Genomic DNA, 16,392 nt, shown 5'->3' with positions numbered 1-16,392 from the left:
CTTCACTGCCGAACTTGGTGGCATAGGTCGGGACGATGAACAGCTGCGACAGGTTGACGCCGGTCGGCGAAACGCCGAAGGTCGGCGCTGGATAGTCGGTGTTCATGCCGCCCTGGCCGTACACCGACAGGCCGAACGAGCCATGGGGGCTCCGCTTCCAGTTGCCGCCGAAATTGGGCACGAAGAACATCTCCGACCCGCTCTCGACGGTTCCGGGCGCCAGCCCGAAGGTTCCCGGGAAGCCCGAGGGATTCCCGGTGATCGTGTACTCACGATTGGGATTGAAAAAGGCGATGCCCGCGTCGTAGCGCTTACCGATCCAGGCGATGCCTGCCGGGTTGGTACCAGCCGCCAGAGCATCCTGCGGCAGGGCGACCCCCGCGCCGGCCAGCGCCTTGGCGCGCGTACCGATGCCGTGAATCAAATAGCCGTTGGTCGCGAAAGCGGCGGGCGCGAGCATCGCCACCAGGGCAATCAGGGTGGCGGTGATCGTGGCCACTCGTGCAACCCGACCTTGTGTTGATTTGGTCGTCATGATTTGAGGTCTCCTCTTGGCTCTAATGAACTGTGTTCCAAATAACGGCGAGCTGCCGGAAAGGTCTGTTCACGAAACGACTATTGCCTAGTGCCCCAGCCGGGCACCATCTCTATCGGGGTGGGAGAAAACAACCATCGAGACGGCGCTAAGACCGTTCGAACGGGTGGCGTCTCTGGCCGGACTCGAGCTCTCGGGTGGAACCAACAGGCCTCCTTGATCACTAATTGCGTATATGCCGATTGAGAATAGGCCAGGGCACCCTACCCGTCAAGGCGGGTCGGAATCGTGCGGCGGGCGGGGATGCTCGACCGACCGAGTGTCGCTGATTCGAGGCTATGACCAGGCCTCGAGAGGCCAGCGGTGCTATCCGCGGACGGCCAGAATCTCGCGGCCCTGCTCGATCGTCTCGACCTCGTCGCTGGCCCGCTTGAGCAACGAGTCACACACAGCCTCGCAAATCGTAAACACCGCCGGATCGCTGATCCGGTAGTAGACGCTCGGGCCTTCCCGCCGTGGCGCCACGAGGCCTACTCCGCGCAACACGGCAAGATGTTTCGAAGCGTTCGCCTGGCTGCCGCCGATCCGTTCGAGGATCGCGGATACCGAGAGCTCTCCTTCTTCGAGCTCATGCAGAATCTTGAGACGCACCGGATTCGACATGGCGCGAAACCGCTCCGCAATCTTCTCGAGCAACTGATCCGTAATCTCTTGCATGGCTGCGGTCGGTGAGCTGAGCGGTTTTCAGAGTACCGCTGAAAACAAGTATAGAAGTAGTGGCGATCGATCTCCAAACTTGCCCAGGCCGACAGTTCTCGTTCCTTCTTTTCTCGCTTGATTCTATTCCAACAATCGCATAAGGTAATGGGCACTTTTGAGAAGATGCTCTGAAAACAGAATGCGGTGGTGGCGGCACCGCTGCAGATCCGACTCCATTCCGACTCGCAGGAGGTTCAATGAGCGATACCGTTGAAACCCAGCCGACCACAGTCGAGACTGAAAACGAGCCGGCCGAAGAGCAGAAAGCGGCAGGGGATCCAACGCCCGCCCTCGAGCTCGACTGCCGCGGCATGAACTGTCCGCTGCCGATTCTCAAGACCAAGAAGGCGATCGGCAGCATCGAGTTGGGCCAGGTCCTCAAGATGGTCTCCACCGATCCCGGGTCGATTCCCGACGTAGCGGCCTTCAGCCGCCGAACCGGACACGAGACCGTGCAGCAGGCCGAAGGTGACGGCGAGTACACCTTCTGGATTCGCCGCTCCAAGTAAACAAACAAGGAGGCAACGATGAGCGACAACGGGGGAACCAAACGCATGGCCCTGATCGCGTCCAAAGGGACTCTGGACTGGGCCTACCCGCCATTCATCCTGGCTTCGACCGGGGCCGCGCTCGACATGGAGGTCGCCGTGTTTTTCACTTTCTACGGGCTGCCCCTCCTGATGAAGGACCTCAAGGCCAAGGTCGCGCCGCACTCGAATCCGGCAATGCCGATGAAAATGCCGTTCGGCTCCGAGGGCTTCCAGAGCTTCTCCTGGCCGATTCCGAACGTCATTTCCGGCGTCGTTCCCGGTTTCGAGAGTTTCGCCACCTCGATGATGAAAAAGACCTTCAAGAAGAAGGGTGTTGCCACCATCGAGGAGTTGCGTGAGGCCTGCGTCGAGTCGGACGTTCGACTGATCGGCTGTCAGATGACCATGGATGTCTTCGGCTTCGCGCAGGAAGACTTCATAGAAGGCACCGAACTCGGTGGCGCAGCCACTTTTCTCGAGTTCGCCGCCGACGCCGACATCACACTCTTCATCTAGGAGCCGGGATGCGCGCGCGACTGCTCGATATGGGAGAAGTCAGCGCGGTCCGCTCCCAGAGCATCTACCATGCGATCGCCGCGGCGATGGGTCAGGACGATAGCCCGGTCGGGGTCTTGTTGAGACCGGCCTCGAGCCTGGTTTCAATCGGAGTCGATCGCGACCCGGCCGACGAAGTCGACCTCGAATCCTGTCTCGAGGACAGGATTCCGGTGCTCTGTCGACGCCTCGGCGGCGGCGCAGAATTCGTCGGCCCTAACCGGCTGCTCTTCGACTTCCTCATGCCCCGGAGACGAATCGACGAGCTCCAGCCACCGACGCCCGAGCCGCTGGCGGAAACCTGTCGCGCCCTCGGGCTGCCCTCGACGCTCGGCCTGTCGGGCGAGATCCTGACCGGGGAGCCGGGCGGTCCGCTGCGTCAGGTCGGTCGGAGCCAATCGGGGCCCCTCGGGGAGTCAATGTGCCTGGCGGCGAGCCTCGCACTTGATCCAGAGCCGCCCGAGCACGACTCGGTTCTGATCGGTCGCCGCGTAACGGCAGACGACCACACCGTGAGCTCGCTCGCCGCGGAGCTGGCCGGCCGTCCCGATTTTTCGACGGTGGCCGAAGCACTCGTCGAAGCCGTTGAGGACACCTACGAAGTCGAGCTCGTGCCGTCGATGCCGACGCCGGCCGAAATGGATGCCATCTATGACTGGGACGAGCGTCTGGCACTCGACCTCGAACTCGCAGCCGGAGCCACGAGCCGCCGAGCTGATCAACTCGTCTGCTAAGGAGAAGGAATGGACGACGAAGGGAGCGTTCTCGTTTTCGTTACCACCGGGCCCGAGGCACCACAGCGGTGCGCAACGCCCTTTTACATGGCCAACATGGCCGCGGTGATGGACAACGAAGCCGAGATGATCTTTCAGATCGACGGTGTCCTGCTGATGAAGAAAGGCGTCGCCGCAGGCCTGACGGCTAAAGAGGGCGGCAAGCAAATCATCGACTTCATTCGCGATGCCAAAGAGGCCGGGGTCGAGATGAAAGTCTGTTCGGCGGCGCTGCAGCTGCACGACATGACCCCCGAGGACCTGATCGAGGAATGCGACGGCGTCGTCGGTGCCGCCTACATGGTCGATCAGGCCCTGGATGCCGATCTTGTGCTCTGCTACTAGCGGAGGAATGTAATGGGTGAAATTCAGAACTGTCTGCTGCCGGACGATCTCCTCTACCACGTCGATTACAACGTCTGGCTGCGCGACAACGGCGATGGCACCTTCCACCTCGGCATGACCGATGTCGCCCAATCCATGGCCGGGGCCATGCTGCACTGCCGGGCCAAGAGGGCCGGTCGAACGGTCAAACAGGGCAAGAGCCTGGCCACGGTCGAAAGCGGCAAGTGGGTCGGGCCGGTGAAGTCACCATTCACATGCGAGGTCGTTGCGGTCAACGAAGCCGTGGCCAAAGACGCGACCATCCTCAACCGAAGTCCCTACACGGAAGGCTGGATCATCCAGGTGAAACCGGAGACGACCGAAGAGGCCGGCCTGGTGAGCGGTGACGCGGCGATCGAAGGCTTCAAGGCCTACATGGCCGAACACGAGGTCGAGGAGTGTATCCACTGCGAGGGCTTCGAAGGCTGAAGTGAGCGGATCCCACTTCCCACAGCGAACTCAAGGACTAGCCACTTGAGTAGCCTGCTGCTCACCGTCTTTACCCACCCGGCGTGCTCGGGTTGTCCCGAGGCAGTGCGCGAAGCATGGGCCTTCACCGAAGATCGGTCCGACCTCGAGCTCAGAACGGTCACGCTGGCCGAGAAGGACGGTCTCGCCGAGGCTCGACGAGCCAAAGTGACGATCATCCCGGCGCTCATCCTGTCGCGAGGCGACGAAGAGCTCGAACGCTGGCTAGGCACGCCCGCTGTCGTAGACCTGAAGGCCGCTGTCGCCGCTGCTGCCGAAACCGCAGGCGAGACTACGGCGGCAACCTAGAGGAAAACCGCCAAAGGAAACCCCCATGGAACCGATCTACGCCGACTCGAAATACCAGGACGTTTCCTACGAGGAGAAGAAGAAACTCTTCGATCAGGTCGCCGCCGACATGCGCTGGGAGACACAGCTCTACGGCTGCTACGAGTGCGGCATTTGCACGGCGGCCTGCCCCTCGGCGCGCTTCTACGACTTTAGTCCGCGCGTCTTCGCGCAGGTCATGGCGCGCGAGGACGTGCATACCTTCTACGAACTGCTGAACGACTCGGTGTGGGACTGCTCGCAGTGCTTCTCGTGCACGCGCTGCCCGCGCCAGAACAATCCCGGCGGCATCATCACCATCATTCGCGAGGTCGCGGTCAACAACGGCATGCAATCGGCCAAAGACGCCCTCCAGGCCTACAGCCGGATCATCTACAAGATCATGTCGACCGGCACCCAGGTGGCTCCCGACATGCTGCAGCCGGACTTCTTTCCGGACTGGGGCCCGGACGTGGTCCGGGTTTCGGAGAATCTGGACGTCTGGCGCCGCTCCATCCCGCCCGAGACCATGCACACGACCGAGCTGGCCTGGGACGTTAGTGAAAAGACCCGGATGGAGCTTTACCTGATCTGGAAGCTGACCGGCAATCTGGAGATGATCGAGCAGATCGACGAGGGGCTCTTCATGATCCTCGAAGAGGTCATGGAAGAGCTCCTCGAAGAACACGGCTACGACATCGACGACATCGAGTCGGTGATTGAGGACTGAGGAGACCCCATGCCGTTAACGATTCTCAACAACCAGCTCGGGGGGGTGCCCCCCAAGGCCAAGGACCGCGTCTTCGATCGCAAGGGCAAGAAGCCCGAACACTACTACCGGGATCAGCTCTTCGAGCTCGAGGAGAAGGGCGAGCTGGTCGTCCATCGCATCGCCGAAGAGCAGGATGCGGTCGAGATCGAAACCAAGTACGGCCGCAAGAAGAAGGTGCCCCGCGACATGACCTGGCACCATAAGTCGTGCGGCCAGTGCGGGCACATTCCGGGCTACTCGACGTCTATCTTCTGGCTGCTCAGAGAGCTCGGCTACACCTATGAAGATCCGAGAGACCAGACCTCGTGCACTGCCTGGAACTACTATGCATCCTCGACCTCGAATCCAGCCGCTCAGGCGGCGGTCGCGCTACGCAACTTCGCTCAGGCCTACGAGGACGGCTACTACCCGATCATTCACTGCGGCACGAGCTACGGTCACTACAAGGAGGTTCGTGAGGAATTGATCCATCACCCGAAGCTGCGCGATCAGACGAAGCGGGTGATGGACAAGCTCGGCAAGCCAATGGTCTTCCCGGAAGAGATCGTTCACTACTCCGAGTGGGTCCATGTGATGCGCGACGCCATCGCCGAGCATCAGACACTCGACTTCAGTGACATCACGGTCACGGTGCACCCCGCCTGCCACTACCACAAGCTGGTGGTCGAGGACGCGGTCTACGACAAGGAGCTTTACGACGGCCAGCGCACTGCGGTCGTAAGCAGCCTGGTCAAGGCTCTTGGAGCGAACCTGGCCGACTACTCCACCTGGCACGACTGCTGCGGCTTCGGCTTCCGCCACATTCTCGTGAGCCGTGACTTCTCGCGGTCGTTCGCCACGATCCGCAAGATCGAGCGAATGAAGGAAGAGGCCAACCCCGACGTCACTCTCACCCACGACACCGGCTGCGTCACCACCCTCGACAAGAGCCAGTTCGCCGCCAAGGCCCACGGCCGCAACGTCGGTATCCCGGTCATGTCAGACGCCCAATTCGCAGCGCTCGCGATGGGCGCCCACCCCTACAAGATCTGCCAACTCCACTGGCACGGCGTCGACAACCGCCCCCTGATGGAGAAGATGGGAATCGACCACGAGGCTGCTTGGACCGAGTTCGAAGAGATCGCGGCCAAGGTCAAATCCGGAGAAATCGAATACATGTCCTGGGAGGATTGTTAATGGAACACAACCCAATTCTGGTGATTGGCGCGGGACCGGCCGGCCTGGAGGCCGCCCGTGGCGCAGCGGACCTCGGCTACAAGACCCTGCTGGTCGAGAAGGCTCCGGTTCTGGGCGGAAACCCGATTCTGGCCGACTACGCGGCGATTACCCCGGATATGGAGAACGCCGAACGAGCCATGAAGCGAATGATCGACGCGATCATCGAAGATCCGCTCGTCGAGGTTCGCTCCGAGACCACGGTGACAGCGGCCGCGGGCGACGCCCCGGAGATCACGGTGACGCTCGCCGGCCCCAAGGGCGAAGAGCAGATCACGGTCGGATCGGTGATCGTCTGTACCGGCTTTCAGCACTTCGATCCCGGGCGCGAGACTCAGATGTATGGCTACTACGAGTATGACGACGTCATCACCCTGGTCGACTGCGAGCGCATGCTCAAAGCAGAGAACTTCGTCCAGCCCTCAACCGGCGACAAGCCCAAGCGCGTCTGCTTCATCCAGTGTGTCGGCAGCCGTGATCGACAAATCGGCAACTTCTGGTGCTCCAAGGTCTGTTGCGGCATCGCCTGCAAAGAGGCCATCGAGATCCGCGAGATGGTCCCGGACTGCCAAGTGTTCGTTTTTTACATCGACATGCGAATGTACGGCTTCTGGGAGGACGAGATCTACTGGAAGGCTCAGGAAGACCACAAGGTCAACTTCATTCGCGGCATCGTCACCGAAATCACCAAGCGCGGTGATCAGGTGGTGATCAAGGGCGAGGACACGACGATGGGGCGTCCCGTCGAGGTGCCCATGGACGTCGTCATTCTCTCGGTGGGCATGGAGCCCAGTGAGGGCACCACCGAGACGGCTGAGATCTTCCAGATGCCGCTCGAGTCCCACGGCTTCATCGAAACCGTCGGCGGCGCCCTCAACACGGTGACAACGGCCAGGCCCGGCTGCTTTGCCGCCGGCGCATCCACCGGACCCGCCGATCTCGAAGATTCGATTTCCATGGCGGGAGCCGCGGTGATGAAGGCCGCCGGGTTCCTGCGCAAACACACCCTGGCAGCATCCAAATCGGTCTGAGAGCGAGCCGCCTGAGGAAACGTGCTTTTTGACGCTGTAAAGGTCGAGCAGACCGTCGACGCCGAGGCGGCACTCGAGTTCATGAAGGAGGCCACCAAGCTGGCTTCGACCACCGAGCTCGAGGACATTGGTCTGAAGCTCGAGCACAAATGTGACCTTTTCCGGAACCACCTGGCCGAGGATCGGATCTTCTCGCTCGAGGAGGAGGGGTTCCGTGAGATGGTCGGAACGATTTTCTCGCTGCGGCGCAAAGCCAAGCGACTCCTGCGCGCCAACTCGTTTGATCACCTGCGCAAGGAGGTCGAGACCCTCCTCTACGGCGACGGCGACCTGGCGGCACGCTTCGAGAGCTTTGTCGCTTCAATCGGCGGCGTCGAACCGGCTATGAAGATCGCACTCGCGAGCGAGATACTGCATTTCACGAGACCCGACCGGTACTGGCTCTGGGCGCACTGGATCTGGAACCCGTCGGCAGAGAACGGCGCACTTGCGCTGGTCAGCCAAGACGGCGTGAATCTGGGCGGCGCCACCAACGGCGAGACCTACGTCAAGGTCGGACAGGCTCTGGAGTTGATCGACGCGAAAGGACACGCCGCCGGCTATTCCCGTTCCGGCCGCGGCTATCTCGGCACCGACGTCTTCCTTGCCTGTGTTTACGCCGTCTACATGTACACGGTCTTCAGAGTCAAACTCTCTCAAGAGTTCAATCGCATCCTGCCGGAGCTGCCCGAGCTCGTCGAGCGCGTGCTGGGTGTCCATCATGAAAAGACCCAAGTGACAGGAGAGCCCGCGCACACATGACCGAAACCAAATCGCGCTTTGTACCGCTGACCGCGCCGGCCGCACGCAAGAGATCAGAGGCCTTCGTCCAAAAGGACGGTGTCGTTCTGGAAGGCGTCGACATCTCCGGTTCGTGGAACAAGATGTTCGACGCCCGCGAGATCATGAGCTACGACTTGACCTACATGGACAAGTTGACAGCCATCCACGGCGCCGAGTCGATGGGTTGGTGTTATCAGTGCGCCCAGTGCATTCCAGCCTGTCCGGTCGACAACGCCGGCGGCGACTACGGCCCGCGCAAGATCTTCCGGCGGCTCCAGACCGGCGTCGACCTCTTCAACCACCAGGACATGTGGCTCTGCACGAGCTGCCAGAACTGTGTGCGGGTCTGCCCGAAGGAAGTCGACATGGTTCAGATCATGCCCGCGGCAAGGGCGGTAGCCGTCCTCGACGGCAATGCGCCCGACGAGCTGGTCGAGATGTTTCAGAACGTCTCCGAGTACGGCAACCCGATGGGTCAATCGGCGCGTAAGAGAGTCAAATGGACCCGGGGCGCGGGAGTCGAAGTTCGTATCCTGCCTAAGGACACCCAACCAGTCGACGTACTCTGGTTCGTCGGCGATTACTACGCCTACCACGATCGCGGCGTCGACGCCGCGCAGGCCATGGCCCGTGTCTTTTCGCGACTGGACGTTGATTTCGGCATCCTCGGCGTCGACGAGCGCTGCGACGGCGATTCCCAGCGCCTCGCGGGCGAACCGGGACTGTTCGAAGACGTTGCCCGGCACAACATCGAACAGTTCGAAAAATACGAATTCGGCAAAATCGTAGCCAGTGGACCCCACGCCTACAACGCGATCAAGAACGAGTATCCGACGTTGAACGGGGGTAGCGAGTTCCCGGTCGAGCACTACAGCCAGTTCCTGGCTCAAAATCTGGACAAGCTGACGCCCTTGTTGACCCGACCATTCGAAAAAAAGGTCACCTTCCACGACCCCTGCTATCTGGGGCGCCACAACGGTGAGTACGACGCACCTCGCCGACTGCTCCAGGCGGTTCCGGGGCTCGAGTTCAGCGAGATGTACCGCTGCAAGCAGCAGGGCTACTGCTGCGGCGGCGGTGGCGGCGGCATGTGGCTCGACGGCTTCGCCGGCGAGCACCAGATCGAGAGACTGTCGGAAAACCGGGTCAAAGAGGCCGTCCAGGTCGGCGCCGAGGTGCTCGCGGTCTGTTGCCCCTACGAGGTCTCGCGCTTCGAAGACGCGGTCAAGTCGACCGACAACGATGGCAAACTGGAAGTGCTGGACATCATAGAAATTCTCGACCAATGCATGGAGTAACGCTCCACACATTGATCCAGGTTTGGAAAACCGAAGCGGCCTGCGTTGGAAGCCCTCTGCGCGATGGCCACTAGCGTCAACCAAGGAGAAAGCACCTGATGAAGCTGGTTGTTCTATTGAAACGCCTACCCGATCTCGTGGAGGACCTCGAGGTGGACGCGAGCGGCAAGGCGCTCGATGCCGAGTTCCGCAAGTTCACCCTCAACGAGTTCGACGACTACGCGCTCGAGGAGGCACTGCTGCTCAAGGAGGCAACGGGCGGAGAGCTGACCGTCGTCGCTCTTGCCGGTGAAGACGTCGACAAGATGCTGTTCACGGCCCTGGCCAAGGGCGCCGACAAGGCGATGAAGATCGAGGGTGCCGGCGAGGCGCCGGGGAATCGTGGCCTGGCCAGGGTCTTTTCCCAGGTGGTCTCGTCCCTCGCTCACGACCTGGTCCTGACCGGTGTTCAATCGGCCGAAGACCTCGACGGCCAGCTCGGGCCGATGGTGGCGGCCATGCTTGCCGAACCTTGCGTCGAGGTCGTTACGCAGGTGGCGGCCGCGAACGGTGGCATCTCAATTCACAAGGAATACTCGGGTGGCGTGGTCGCCGAGTTCGAGGTCGAAACACCCGCCGTGATCGGCATCCAGGCTTCGCGGCAGGCTCCGCGCTACGCCCCGGTCTCCAAGGTTCGGCAGATCCAGGAGAGTGCAACGATCGAGACGGTTTCAGTAAAGGGAAGCGACGGCTCGACGGTCACCGTAGTCCAGATGACTCCCCCCGAAACCGGCGACGGCGCGCAGATGTTGGGCGACGTCGAAGAGCTCGTGAAGGTCCTGGAATCGAAAGGGGTACTCTAATGGCGAACGATATCCTGGTAGTCGCCGAGCATCTCGGCGGAAAGCTCTCTGACATCACGTTCGAGATGCTGGGCAAGGCGAAAGACCTTGCTCAGGCCGGGGGCGGCAGCGCAATCGTGGCGCTCATCGGTGCCGACGCCGGCATGGTCGACGAGCTCGGTGCGGCCGACGCAGTGGTCACGGTGGCAGGAGACGGGCTGGGCGATTTCAATCCTGAAACCTACAACGCCGCGCTCGGCGCTGTCGTAGAAGCCAAATCACCTCGGTTGGTGATGGTCGGCTACACCTCGATGGGCATGGATCTGGCGAGCACCCTGGCGGTCAAACGCGATTTGCCGCACGCGACCTTCTGCCTCGACGTCGAGATGGGCGACACGATCACGGCCACCAGCCAATGCTACGGCGGCAAGATCAACGTCACTACCGACCTCGGCACCGGTCCGTGCGTGGTCAGCATGCTCTCGGGAGCCGCGTCCGCGGACGCCGGCCGTGCTCAAGGCACCCCGGCTACCGAGAGCCTGCCGGCGCCGGTCACCCCCGGCAAGATCCGCTTCAAGCAGTTGATCGAGCCCGAGGCCGGTGACGTCGATATCACGGCCCAGGAGATCCTGGTTGCGGTGGGTCGCGGAATCGGCAGCAAGGACGACATCGAGGTAGCCGAAGATCTCGCCGAAGAGCTTGACGCCGCGGTCGCGGGATCACGGCCCCTGATCGACGCGGGCTGGTTGCCCAAGACCCGCCAAGTGGGCAAGTCCGGACTCAAGGTCTCGCCCAAGCTCTACCTTGCCCTCGGTATCTCCGGAGCGCCCGAGCACATCGAGGGCATGAAGAGCTCGGCAACGATTGTCGCCGTCAACAGCGACAAGCATGCACCGATCTTCAATGTTGCCCACTACGGCATGGCGGCGGATCTCTTCGACGTCTGCGAGGAGTTGACCGAGGCGCTGCAGGAGCGCAAGGGGTGAGCCCCGGTTCGAGATGCTGACGACTCCTGAGCGCATCGCTTTCGTCTTGCTGGTTCTGGTTTGCGGCGCACTGGCTTTCACAGGTTTTCGGAACATTGTCCGGATCGTTCGCCGCGGCGGGCCGGCCGACCGCTCGGATAATCTCATCGGCCGTTTCATCCGGGCGCTCATCGACGTCGGACTGCAGAAGCCGGTGTTCAAGGCGCGCCCCTGGGTGAGTCTCTTCCACGCCTTCATCTTCTTCGGCTTCAGCTTCTATCTCCTGGTCAACATCAACGACATCTTGGAGGCCTTTGTCGAGGACTGGTCGACAATCGGCGCCGGACCGATCGCGAGTGCGTTTAATCTCTTCTCGGATCTCTTCAGCGTGCTGGTCTTGACCGGCATGCTGATGCTGCTCTTGCGGCGCTTCGTTCAGAAGCCCAAATCACTCACATTCAACGCATCGGTCAAGCTCCACCCCAAGGTCACCACGGGCGGCGTCCGAACCGACTCTTTGATCGTGGGTGCTTTCATCCTCCTTCACGTCGGCTCGCGCTGGGTCGGTACCGCGCTCCACCTCGCCGAGCGAGGCCACGGCGACGCCTGGCTGCCGACGGCGAGCCTGGTGTCGATTCCCTTCAGGGGATTCTCGGCGGACGCGCTCGAGATCGCCATCCACATCTGCTGGTGGATGGCGATGGGCCTGATCGTGCTTTTCCTGCCGTATTTCCCGCGCTCGAAGCACCTTCATCTCATGGTCGCTCCGGTCAACCTGGCGCTCGCCAAACGGACGCCGCGAGGCGAGCTCGCGGGCGTCTTGAACTCCTCCCAGCCCGGCGCCGAGGCCCTCACCGATCTCCCTTGGACCCAGCTCCTCGACAGCTACGCCTGCATCATGTGCAACCGCTGCCAGGACGCCTGCCCGGCACACGCATCCGGAACGCCGCTGTCGCCGGCGGCGCTCGAGATCAACAAGCGCTACTACGCCAACGAGCACGCAGCCCAGTTGGCGTCCGCCAACGGCGACGCGCCCAAGCTCCTCGAATTTGCCATCACTCAAGACGCAGTCTGGTCTTGCACCAGCTGCTACGCGTGTGTCGAAGTCTGCCCGGTAGGCAACGAACCGATGATGGACTTGATCGAGATGCGCCGCGGTATGGTGTTCGAGGGCAAGATGGCCGACGAGGTCGCCGAGGTTCTGAGAAACCTGGACGAAAAGGGCAACTCGTTCGGTGATTCGGCACGCAAACGCGCCCGCTGGTCCAGGAAGCTCGACTTCAAGATTCCCGACGCTCGCAAACAGGCCGTCGAGTACCTCTGGTTCGTCGGCGATTTCGCTTCGTTCGATCCCCAGTCGCAGGAGGTCAGCATGGCGGTGGCGAACGTCCTCCATGAAGCCGAGGTCGACTTCGGCATCCTCTACGAAGGCGAGCACTCGGCCGGGAACGACATTCGCAGGGTCGGCGAGGAAGGCCTGTTCGATGCGCTTGCGGAGCAGAACGCCAAGCTTCTCGCCGAGTGTGAGTTCGACAAGATCTTCACCACCGATCCGCATACGTTCAACGCCCTCAAGAACGAGTACGGTCCCTACGCCGGTGCCAGCCGGTATGAGGTCGTACACTACTCGACCCTTCTCGTCGAGCTCCTCGCAGCCGGCCGACTGCCGATCAAAGCGAAGCTCGGCGGTCGAGCGACCTACCATGATCCGTGCTACCTCGGACGCTACAACCGCGGATTCGACGCGCCTCGTGACGTCATCCGGGCCAGCGGCGTAGACCTCGTCGAGATGCCGCGCAACCGCGAGAACTCGTTCTGCTGCGGCGCCGGCGGCGGCCGGATCTGGATGAAAGACCACGAGGACGTCGCTGAACGTCCGAGCGAGAACCGTATCCGCGAAGCTCTTGCACTCGGCAACATCGAGTACTTCGTCGTTTCGTGCCCAAAAGATCTAACCATGTATCGAGATGCGGTCAAAACCTCAGGCAATGAAGGGATAATCGAGGTGGTGGACATCGTGGATCTGCTGACCCGCGCGATCGAAGGCGAGAACGCCTCAGAGTCGGAGGCTGCCGCCTGACCGCCGTGACCGACCCAGAGAAAGAACTGCGCCCGGCTCTCGATGCCACTGGTGCCGCGCACAGATGAAGGATCCGGCGGATTCGGTCCAGCACGGCCTCGTGGCTCGGCTGCGTACGCTGCTCCTCGCGCTCGACCGCCAGGATCGTCTCGAGACCGCTCAGGAATTCGTCGGCTGGCTGGCCGAACAGAAAGAAAGGCAAGAGCTGGCTGAGCATGCCTCTGAGCTTCTGCTGCGAGCGTTTCGAGTGGCCGGCGATCCGGTCAATTTCCGAATCCTGACCAAGCTCGATCGGATCGATCCGGTCGGCATCGCGGACCTGATGCGCGAGACTCGACTCAGCCGGGTGGCGGTCTCCGAGCGAATCAACGACATGGTGCAAACCGGCCTGGCGGTGCGCGAGATGGTCAACGATCATGTGCGCGGAACCGAGTTGACAGAGGGCTTGACGGCCTTCGTGAACGACACCGCTCAGCAGGCTGGAATCGAGTTGAAAGACGGTCTCGGTGGCGGAGAGCCCCACCGAGGTCGCATCGGAGGTTCTTCGTGACCGGTCTCAGAGTCGTCGACGCCGGCCGGGTGAACGCCCTTCGCTCCCAGGCCCTATGGCACGGAATTGCCCAGACCATGACTCCCCAGACCGCCCCGACGCTATCGCTGTGCCAACCCGGCTCGCCGTACGTCGGCCTCGGATACCATCGGCCTCTGGACGAGATCGATCTCGCAACGTGTCAGCGACTCAGTCTTCCGGTGATTCGGCGCCAGATCGGAGGCGGCCCCGTCTACATCGATTCCGACCAGCTCTTTTTCCAGATCACCTTGCCGGCTGCGCAGGCGCCACGAAGAGTCGATCGCCTGTATGAGCGACTTCTCGCGCCCGCGGTGGAGGCCTTTCGCACTCTGGGGTTGAACGCCCGGATTCGAGGGCTCAATGACATCGCAATCGAAGACCGGCGTCTCTCGGGAACCGGCGCCGGCCGCATTGCGAACGGCGTGACGGTTGTCGGTAACGCCATCTTCGAGTTCCGCCATCGGCGCATGGCCGAAGTTCTCGCCTTGCCTACGGAGTCGATGAGACGGGAATGCCTGCGGCTGATGGAGAAACACGTCACCTCGTTTGCTGCCGAGGGATTGGAGCGGCTGACGATGCGTGACGCGCGAACGGCGCTGATCGACGCCTACTCGCACGGCCTCGGCTTGACGGCCGAAGCAGGCGAGCTGAGCTCCCGTGAGATCGCAGCCGTCGAGTGCTGGGAGAGGCGCTTCGAGAGTCAGGACTGGCTCGAAGGCCCGGATTCGGCGACGGAATCGCGCCCCGGCCGCCAGGTCAAGATCTCGGCGGACATCTGGTGCTATGTCGCGACCCGGGACGAGCTGGAGGTCCAGGCCTCTTTTCGCGACGGTAAGGTCGAACGCCTCTGCGTCACGAACCCTCAGCTAAACGGCGCCGGGAAAGAAATCGAACGCCGGCTGGCGGGTTGCCCGATCGCCGACCTCGCGCGGCGACTCGCGCCGTTCGGGCATCAGGGAGACCGTGTTCTCGAGCTGCTCGAAGCGGGAGCGGCTCTTCGATAGAAACAGGAGGCAGTCTTTGACGTCAGCGACAATCACAGTCGGACCCTACGAACTGCCCATCGGCCGACACTACGACCCCGAGACCCATCTCTGGGTCAGTAGCACCGGGAAAGAGACCACCCGTCGCGTCGGCTTCGATCCACTCGGAGCCGAAACGTCGGGCGACATCGTAGCCATTTCGATGGAGCCGGTCGGTACTCACGTGAACCGCGGCGATGCCTTCGGAAACCTGGAAGCGGCGAAGTTCGTCGGACCTCTGATCTCGCCGGTTTCAGGCATCATCCGGGCACACAACCATGAAGTGTCCGCCGACCCTTCCTTGGTGAACTCCAGCCCTCTCGACGCCTGGCTGATGGAAATCGAGCCGCAGAACCTCGCCGCCGAGGAGGCTCTTCTGCTGAGCGACCCGACCAAGATCCGCTCCTGGCTCGAGCAAGAAATAGCGGATTTCAAGAACAAGGGAATGGTCGCCGAATGAGCTGCGGAGATTCCATGGCACTCGGCAGCGACCCGGGGTTGGCCGCGCTGGATATTGATCCGCCCGTGACCCAAAGCGAGGGCATGCGGCTGCGGCGAGAGTACTTCGGCGTCAAGGCCCAGTTCTACGCTCCCGGGCTCAAGCGCTGGCAAACCAGGGAATGGACTCCCGAGAAGGCCAATCGCTTCCTGCCGGTCAGTATCACCGGCACGGCTTGTGCCCTGCAATGCGATCACTGCAAGACCAAAGTTCTCGAAGGCATGGTCACCGTCAGCAACGATCGAGATCTGTTCGAGACAGCGAAGCGCCTGCAAGGCTGTGGTACCGACGGAATCCTGGTCTCCGGCGGCTCGACACGCACGGGCGAGGTGCCTCTCGAGCCCCACCTCGAGAACATGAAGCGCATCAGGGACGAACTCGGCATGAGAGTCATCGTCCACTCCGGGGTCGTGCATCCGTCCCTCGCCCGAGGCCTGGCCGACGCAAGCGTCGACGGGGTCATGCTCGACGTTATCGGTGCGGACGAGACCATACGCGAGGTCTATCATCTGGACCTCGCTGCTGAGGAGTTCGAACGGTCACTCGCGCTCCTGGCGGAGAAAAACCTCCGCATCATTCCCCACATTGTTCTCGGCCTGCACTACGGCCGTTTCCTCGGTGAGCAGAGAGCGCTCGAAATGATTCTCCGCTATCCGGTCTCAACCCTGATCCTGGTTGTCCTGACACCGCTCGTGGGAACTCCCATGGCAAGTCTCGAACCACCGCCGATCGAGGACGTGATCGAGTTCTTCGCCCTGGCCCGGAGCGCCATGCCCGAGACACACATCAACCTCGGCTGCGGTCGGCCTATGGGCGCGACCAAGGCCACTCTCGACAAGGCCGCGATCGACCATGGGCTCAACGGCATCGCCTACCCCGCCGACGGCATCATCGACTACGCCGAACGCTCGGGCCTCGAGCCGGAGTACTACGAGTATTGCTGCTCGCTGACCTGGACGAACTAA

At 62.1% G+C, this 16,392-nt stretch carries 20 protein-coding genes; 18 read left to right on the top strand and 2 right to left on the bottom strand.

The window, feature by feature from the left end; genetic code table 11:
- Together GY769_08795 and GY769_08790 are read right to left on the bottom strand one after the other, a co-directional pair.
- Positions 1 to 535 (bottom strand): hypothetical protein (locus GY769_08795; protein ID MCP4202017.1); only part of this gene is annotated, 535 nt, incomplete at its 3' end.
- Positions 536 to 901: 366 nt separating this feature from the next.
- Positions 902 to 1,252 (bottom strand): winged helix-turn-helix transcriptional regulator, encoded by a 351-nt coding sequence (locus tag GY769_08790; protein ID MCP4202016.1) that lies wholly within the window; start codon positions 1,250 to 1,252, stop codon positions 902 to 904.
- Positions 1,253 to 1,491: 239 nt separating this feature from the next.
- On the opposite strand from GY769_08790, the gene GY769_08785 reads away from it, so the two are divergent.
- From GY769_08785 to GY769_08700, 18 genes are all read left to right on the top strand, one after another.
- Complete coding sequence (locus tag GY769_08785) at positions 1,492 to 1,803, top strand: sulfurtransferase TusA family protein (GenBank protein ID MCP4202015.1); 312 nt, start codon at positions 1,492 to 1,494, stop codon at positions 1,801 to 1,803.
- 18 nt (positions 1,804 to 1,821) lie between these two features.
- Positions 1,822 to 2,340, top strand: coding sequence for a peroxiredoxin family protein (locus GY769_08780; GenBank protein ID MCP4202014.1), 519 nt, complete (start codon positions 1,822 to 1,824; stop codon positions 2,338 to 2,340).
- A gap of 8 nt (positions 2,341 to 2,348) precedes the next feature.
- Positions 2,349 to 3,113, top strand: a complete 765-nt coding sequence (locus GY769_08775; protein MCP4202013.1) for a hypothetical protein — start codon at positions 2,349 to 2,351, stop codon at positions 3,111 to 3,113.
- A 9-nt stretch (positions 3,114 to 3,122) separates the two neighbouring features.
- Positions 3,123 to 3,497 carry a sulfur reduction protein DsrE gene (locus tag GY769_08770; protein ID MCP4202012.1) on the top strand — a complete coding sequence of 125 codons (375 nt, stop codon included), beginning with the start codon at positions 3,123 to 3,125 and terminating at the stop codon, positions 3,495 to 3,497.
- Positions 3,498 to 3,509: 12 nt separating this feature from the next.
- On the top strand, positions 3,510 to 3,965 hold the full coding sequence (locus GY769_08765; GenBank protein MCP4202011.1) for a glycine cleavage system protein H: 456 nt from the start codon (positions 3,510 to 3,512) through the stop codon (positions 3,963 to 3,965).
- A gap of 45 nt (positions 3,966 to 4,010) precedes the next feature.
- Entirely contained in the window at positions 4,011 to 4,313 is a 303-nt protein-coding gene (locus GY769_08760) for a hypothetical protein (GenBank protein MCP4202010.1), read from the top strand.
- Between the two features lie 25 nt (positions 4,314 to 4,338).
- Complete coding sequence (locus GY769_08755; GenBank protein ID MCP4202009.1) at positions 4,339 to 5,061, top strand: heterodisulfide reductase subunit C; 723 nt, start codon at positions 4,339 to 4,341, stop codon at positions 5,059 to 5,061.
- A 9-nt stretch (positions 5,062 to 5,070) separates the two neighbouring features.
- Complete coding sequence (locus GY769_08750; GenBank protein ID MCP4202008.1) at positions 5,071 to 6,279, top strand: heterodisulfide reductase subunit B; 1,209 nt, start codon at positions 5,071 to 5,073, stop codon at positions 6,277 to 6,279.
- Positions 6,279 to 7,349, top strand: a complete 1,071-nt coding sequence (locus GY769_08745; protein ID MCP4202007.1) for a CoB--CoM heterodisulfide reductase iron-sulfur subunit A family protein — start codon at positions 6,279 to 6,281, stop codon at positions 7,347 to 7,349. Before GY769_08750 ends, GY769_08745 begins: the two co-directional genes overlap by 1 nt.
- 21 nt (positions 7,350 to 7,370) lie before the next feature.
- The gene (locus GY769_08740; protein MCP4202006.1) at positions 7,371 to 8,150 is read left to right on the top strand and encodes a hypothetical protein; all 780 of its coding nucleotides are present in this window, start codon (positions 7,371 to 7,373) and stop codon (positions 8,148 to 8,150) included.
- Positions 8,147 to 9,469, top strand: a complete 1,323-nt coding sequence (locus tag GY769_08735) for a (Fe-S)-binding protein (GenBank protein ID MCP4202005.1) — start codon at positions 8,147 to 8,149, stop codon at positions 9,467 to 9,469. The genes GY769_08740 and GY769_08735 overlap by 4 nt, the downstream gene beginning before the upstream one ends.
- Before the next feature lie 98 nt (positions 9,470 to 9,567).
- Positions 9,568 to 10,311, top strand: coding sequence for an electron transfer flavoprotein subunit beta/FixA family protein (locus GY769_08730; GenBank protein MCP4202004.1), 744 nt, complete (start codon positions 9,568 to 9,570; stop codon positions 10,309 to 10,311).
- Positions 10,311 to 11,276, top strand: a complete 966-nt coding sequence (locus GY769_08725; GenBank protein ID MCP4202003.1) for an electron transfer flavoprotein subunit alpha/FixB family protein — start codon at positions 10,311 to 10,313, stop codon at positions 11,274 to 11,276. Before GY769_08730 ends, GY769_08725 begins: the two co-directional genes overlap by 1 nt.
- Positions 11,277 to 11,289: 13 nt before the next feature.
- On the top strand, positions 11,290 to 13,335 hold the full coding sequence (locus GY769_08720) for a (Fe-S)-binding protein (protein MCP4202002.1): 2,046 nt from the start codon (positions 11,290 to 11,292) through the stop codon (positions 13,333 to 13,335).
- Between the two features lie 64 nt (positions 13,336 to 13,399).
- Positions 13,400 to 13,885, top strand: a complete 486-nt coding sequence (locus GY769_08715) for a MarR family transcriptional regulator (GenBank protein MCP4202001.1) — start codon at positions 13,400 to 13,402, stop codon at positions 13,883 to 13,885.
- A complete protein-coding gene (locus tag GY769_08710) occupies positions 13,882 to 14,910 on the top strand; it encodes a lipoate--protein ligase family protein (GenBank protein ID MCP4202000.1) in 1,029 nt (342 codons plus the stop codon). The genes GY769_08715 and GY769_08710 overlap by 4 nt, the downstream gene beginning before the upstream one ends.
- A 16-nt stretch (positions 14,911 to 14,926) precedes the next feature.
- Positions 14,927 to 15,388: a hypothetical protein gene (locus tag GY769_08705; GenBank protein ID MCP4201999.1), complete on the top strand. Its 462-nt coding sequence runs from the start codon at positions 14,927 to 14,929 to the stop codon at positions 15,386 to 15,388.
- A gap of 83 nt (positions 15,389 to 15,471) precedes the next feature.
- The gene (locus GY769_08700) at positions 15,472 to 16,392 is read left to right on the top strand and encodes a radical SAM protein (GenBank protein ID MCP4201998.1); all 921 of its coding nucleotides are present in this window, start codon (positions 15,472 to 15,474) and stop codon (positions 16,390 to 16,392) included.

Source organism: bacterium, assembly GCA_024224155.1.
Classification (GTDB): Bacteria; Acidobacteriota; Thermoanaerobaculia; order Multivoradales; family JAHEKO01; genus CALZIK01.
Note: the sequence above shows the minus strand (reverse complement) of the source record. Positions and strands in the feature narration are given on the sequence as shown.

Excerpts from the sequence above, each read along its gene's own strand:
- GY769_08720 (MCP4202002.1), top strand. The coding sequence starts at position 11,290 with ATGCTGACGACTCCTGAGCGCATCGCTTTCGTCTTGCTGGTTCTGGTT.
- GY769_08765 (MCP4202011.1), top strand. The coding sequence starts at position 3,510 with ATGGGTGAAATTCAGAACTGTCTGCTGCCGGACGATCTCCTCTACCAC.
- GY769_08715 (MCP4202001.1), top strand. The coding sequence starts at position 13,400 with ATGAAGGATCCGGCGGATTCGGTCCAGCACGGCCTCGTGGCTCGGCTG.
- GY769_08755 (MCP4202009.1), top strand. The coding sequence starts at position 4,339 with ATGGAACCGATCTACGCCGACTCGAAATACCAGGACGTTTCCTACGAG.
- GY769_08750 (MCP4202008.1), top strand. The coding sequence starts at position 5,071 with ATGCCGTTAACGATTCTCAACAACCAGCTCGGGGGGGTGCCCCCCAAG.
- GY769_08735 (MCP4202005.1), top strand. The coding sequence starts at position 8,147 with ATGACCGAAACCAAATCGCGCTTTGTACCGCTGACCGCGCCGGCCGCA.
- GY769_08725 (MCP4202003.1), top strand. The coding sequence starts at position 10,311 with ATGGCGAACGATATCCTGGTAGTCGCCGAGCATCTCGGCGGAAAGCTC.
- GY769_08785 (MCP4202015.1), top strand. The coding sequence starts at position 1,492 with ATGAGCGATACCGTTGAAACCCAGCCGACCACAGTCGAGACTGAAAAC.
- GY769_08700 (MCP4201998.1), top strand. The coding sequence starts at position 15,472 with ATGCGGCTGCGGCGAGAGTACTTCGGCGTCAAGGCCCAGTTCTACGCT.
- GY769_08745 (MCP4202007.1), top strand. The coding sequence starts at position 6,279 with ATGGAACACAACCCAATTCTGGTGATTGGCGCGGGACCGGCCGGCCTG.
- GY769_08790 (MCP4202016.1), bottom strand. The coding sequence starts at position 1,252 with ATGCAAGAGATTACGGATCAGTTGCTCGAGAAGATTGCGGAGCGGTTT.
- GY769_08780 (MCP4202014.1), top strand. The coding sequence starts at position 1,822 with ATGAGCGACAACGGGGGAACCAAACGCATGGCCCTGATCGCGTCCAAA.
- GY769_08770 (MCP4202012.1), top strand. The coding sequence starts at position 3,123 with ATGGACGACGAAGGGAGCGTTCTCGTTTTCGTTACCACCGGGCCCGAG.
- GY769_08775 (MCP4202013.1), top strand. The coding sequence starts at position 2,349 with ATGCGCGCGCGACTGCTCGATATGGGAGAAGTCAGCGCGGTCCGCTCC.
- GY769_08730 (MCP4202004.1), top strand. The coding sequence starts at position 9,568 with ATGAAGCTGGTTGTTCTATTGAAACGCCTACCCGATCTCGTGGAGGAC.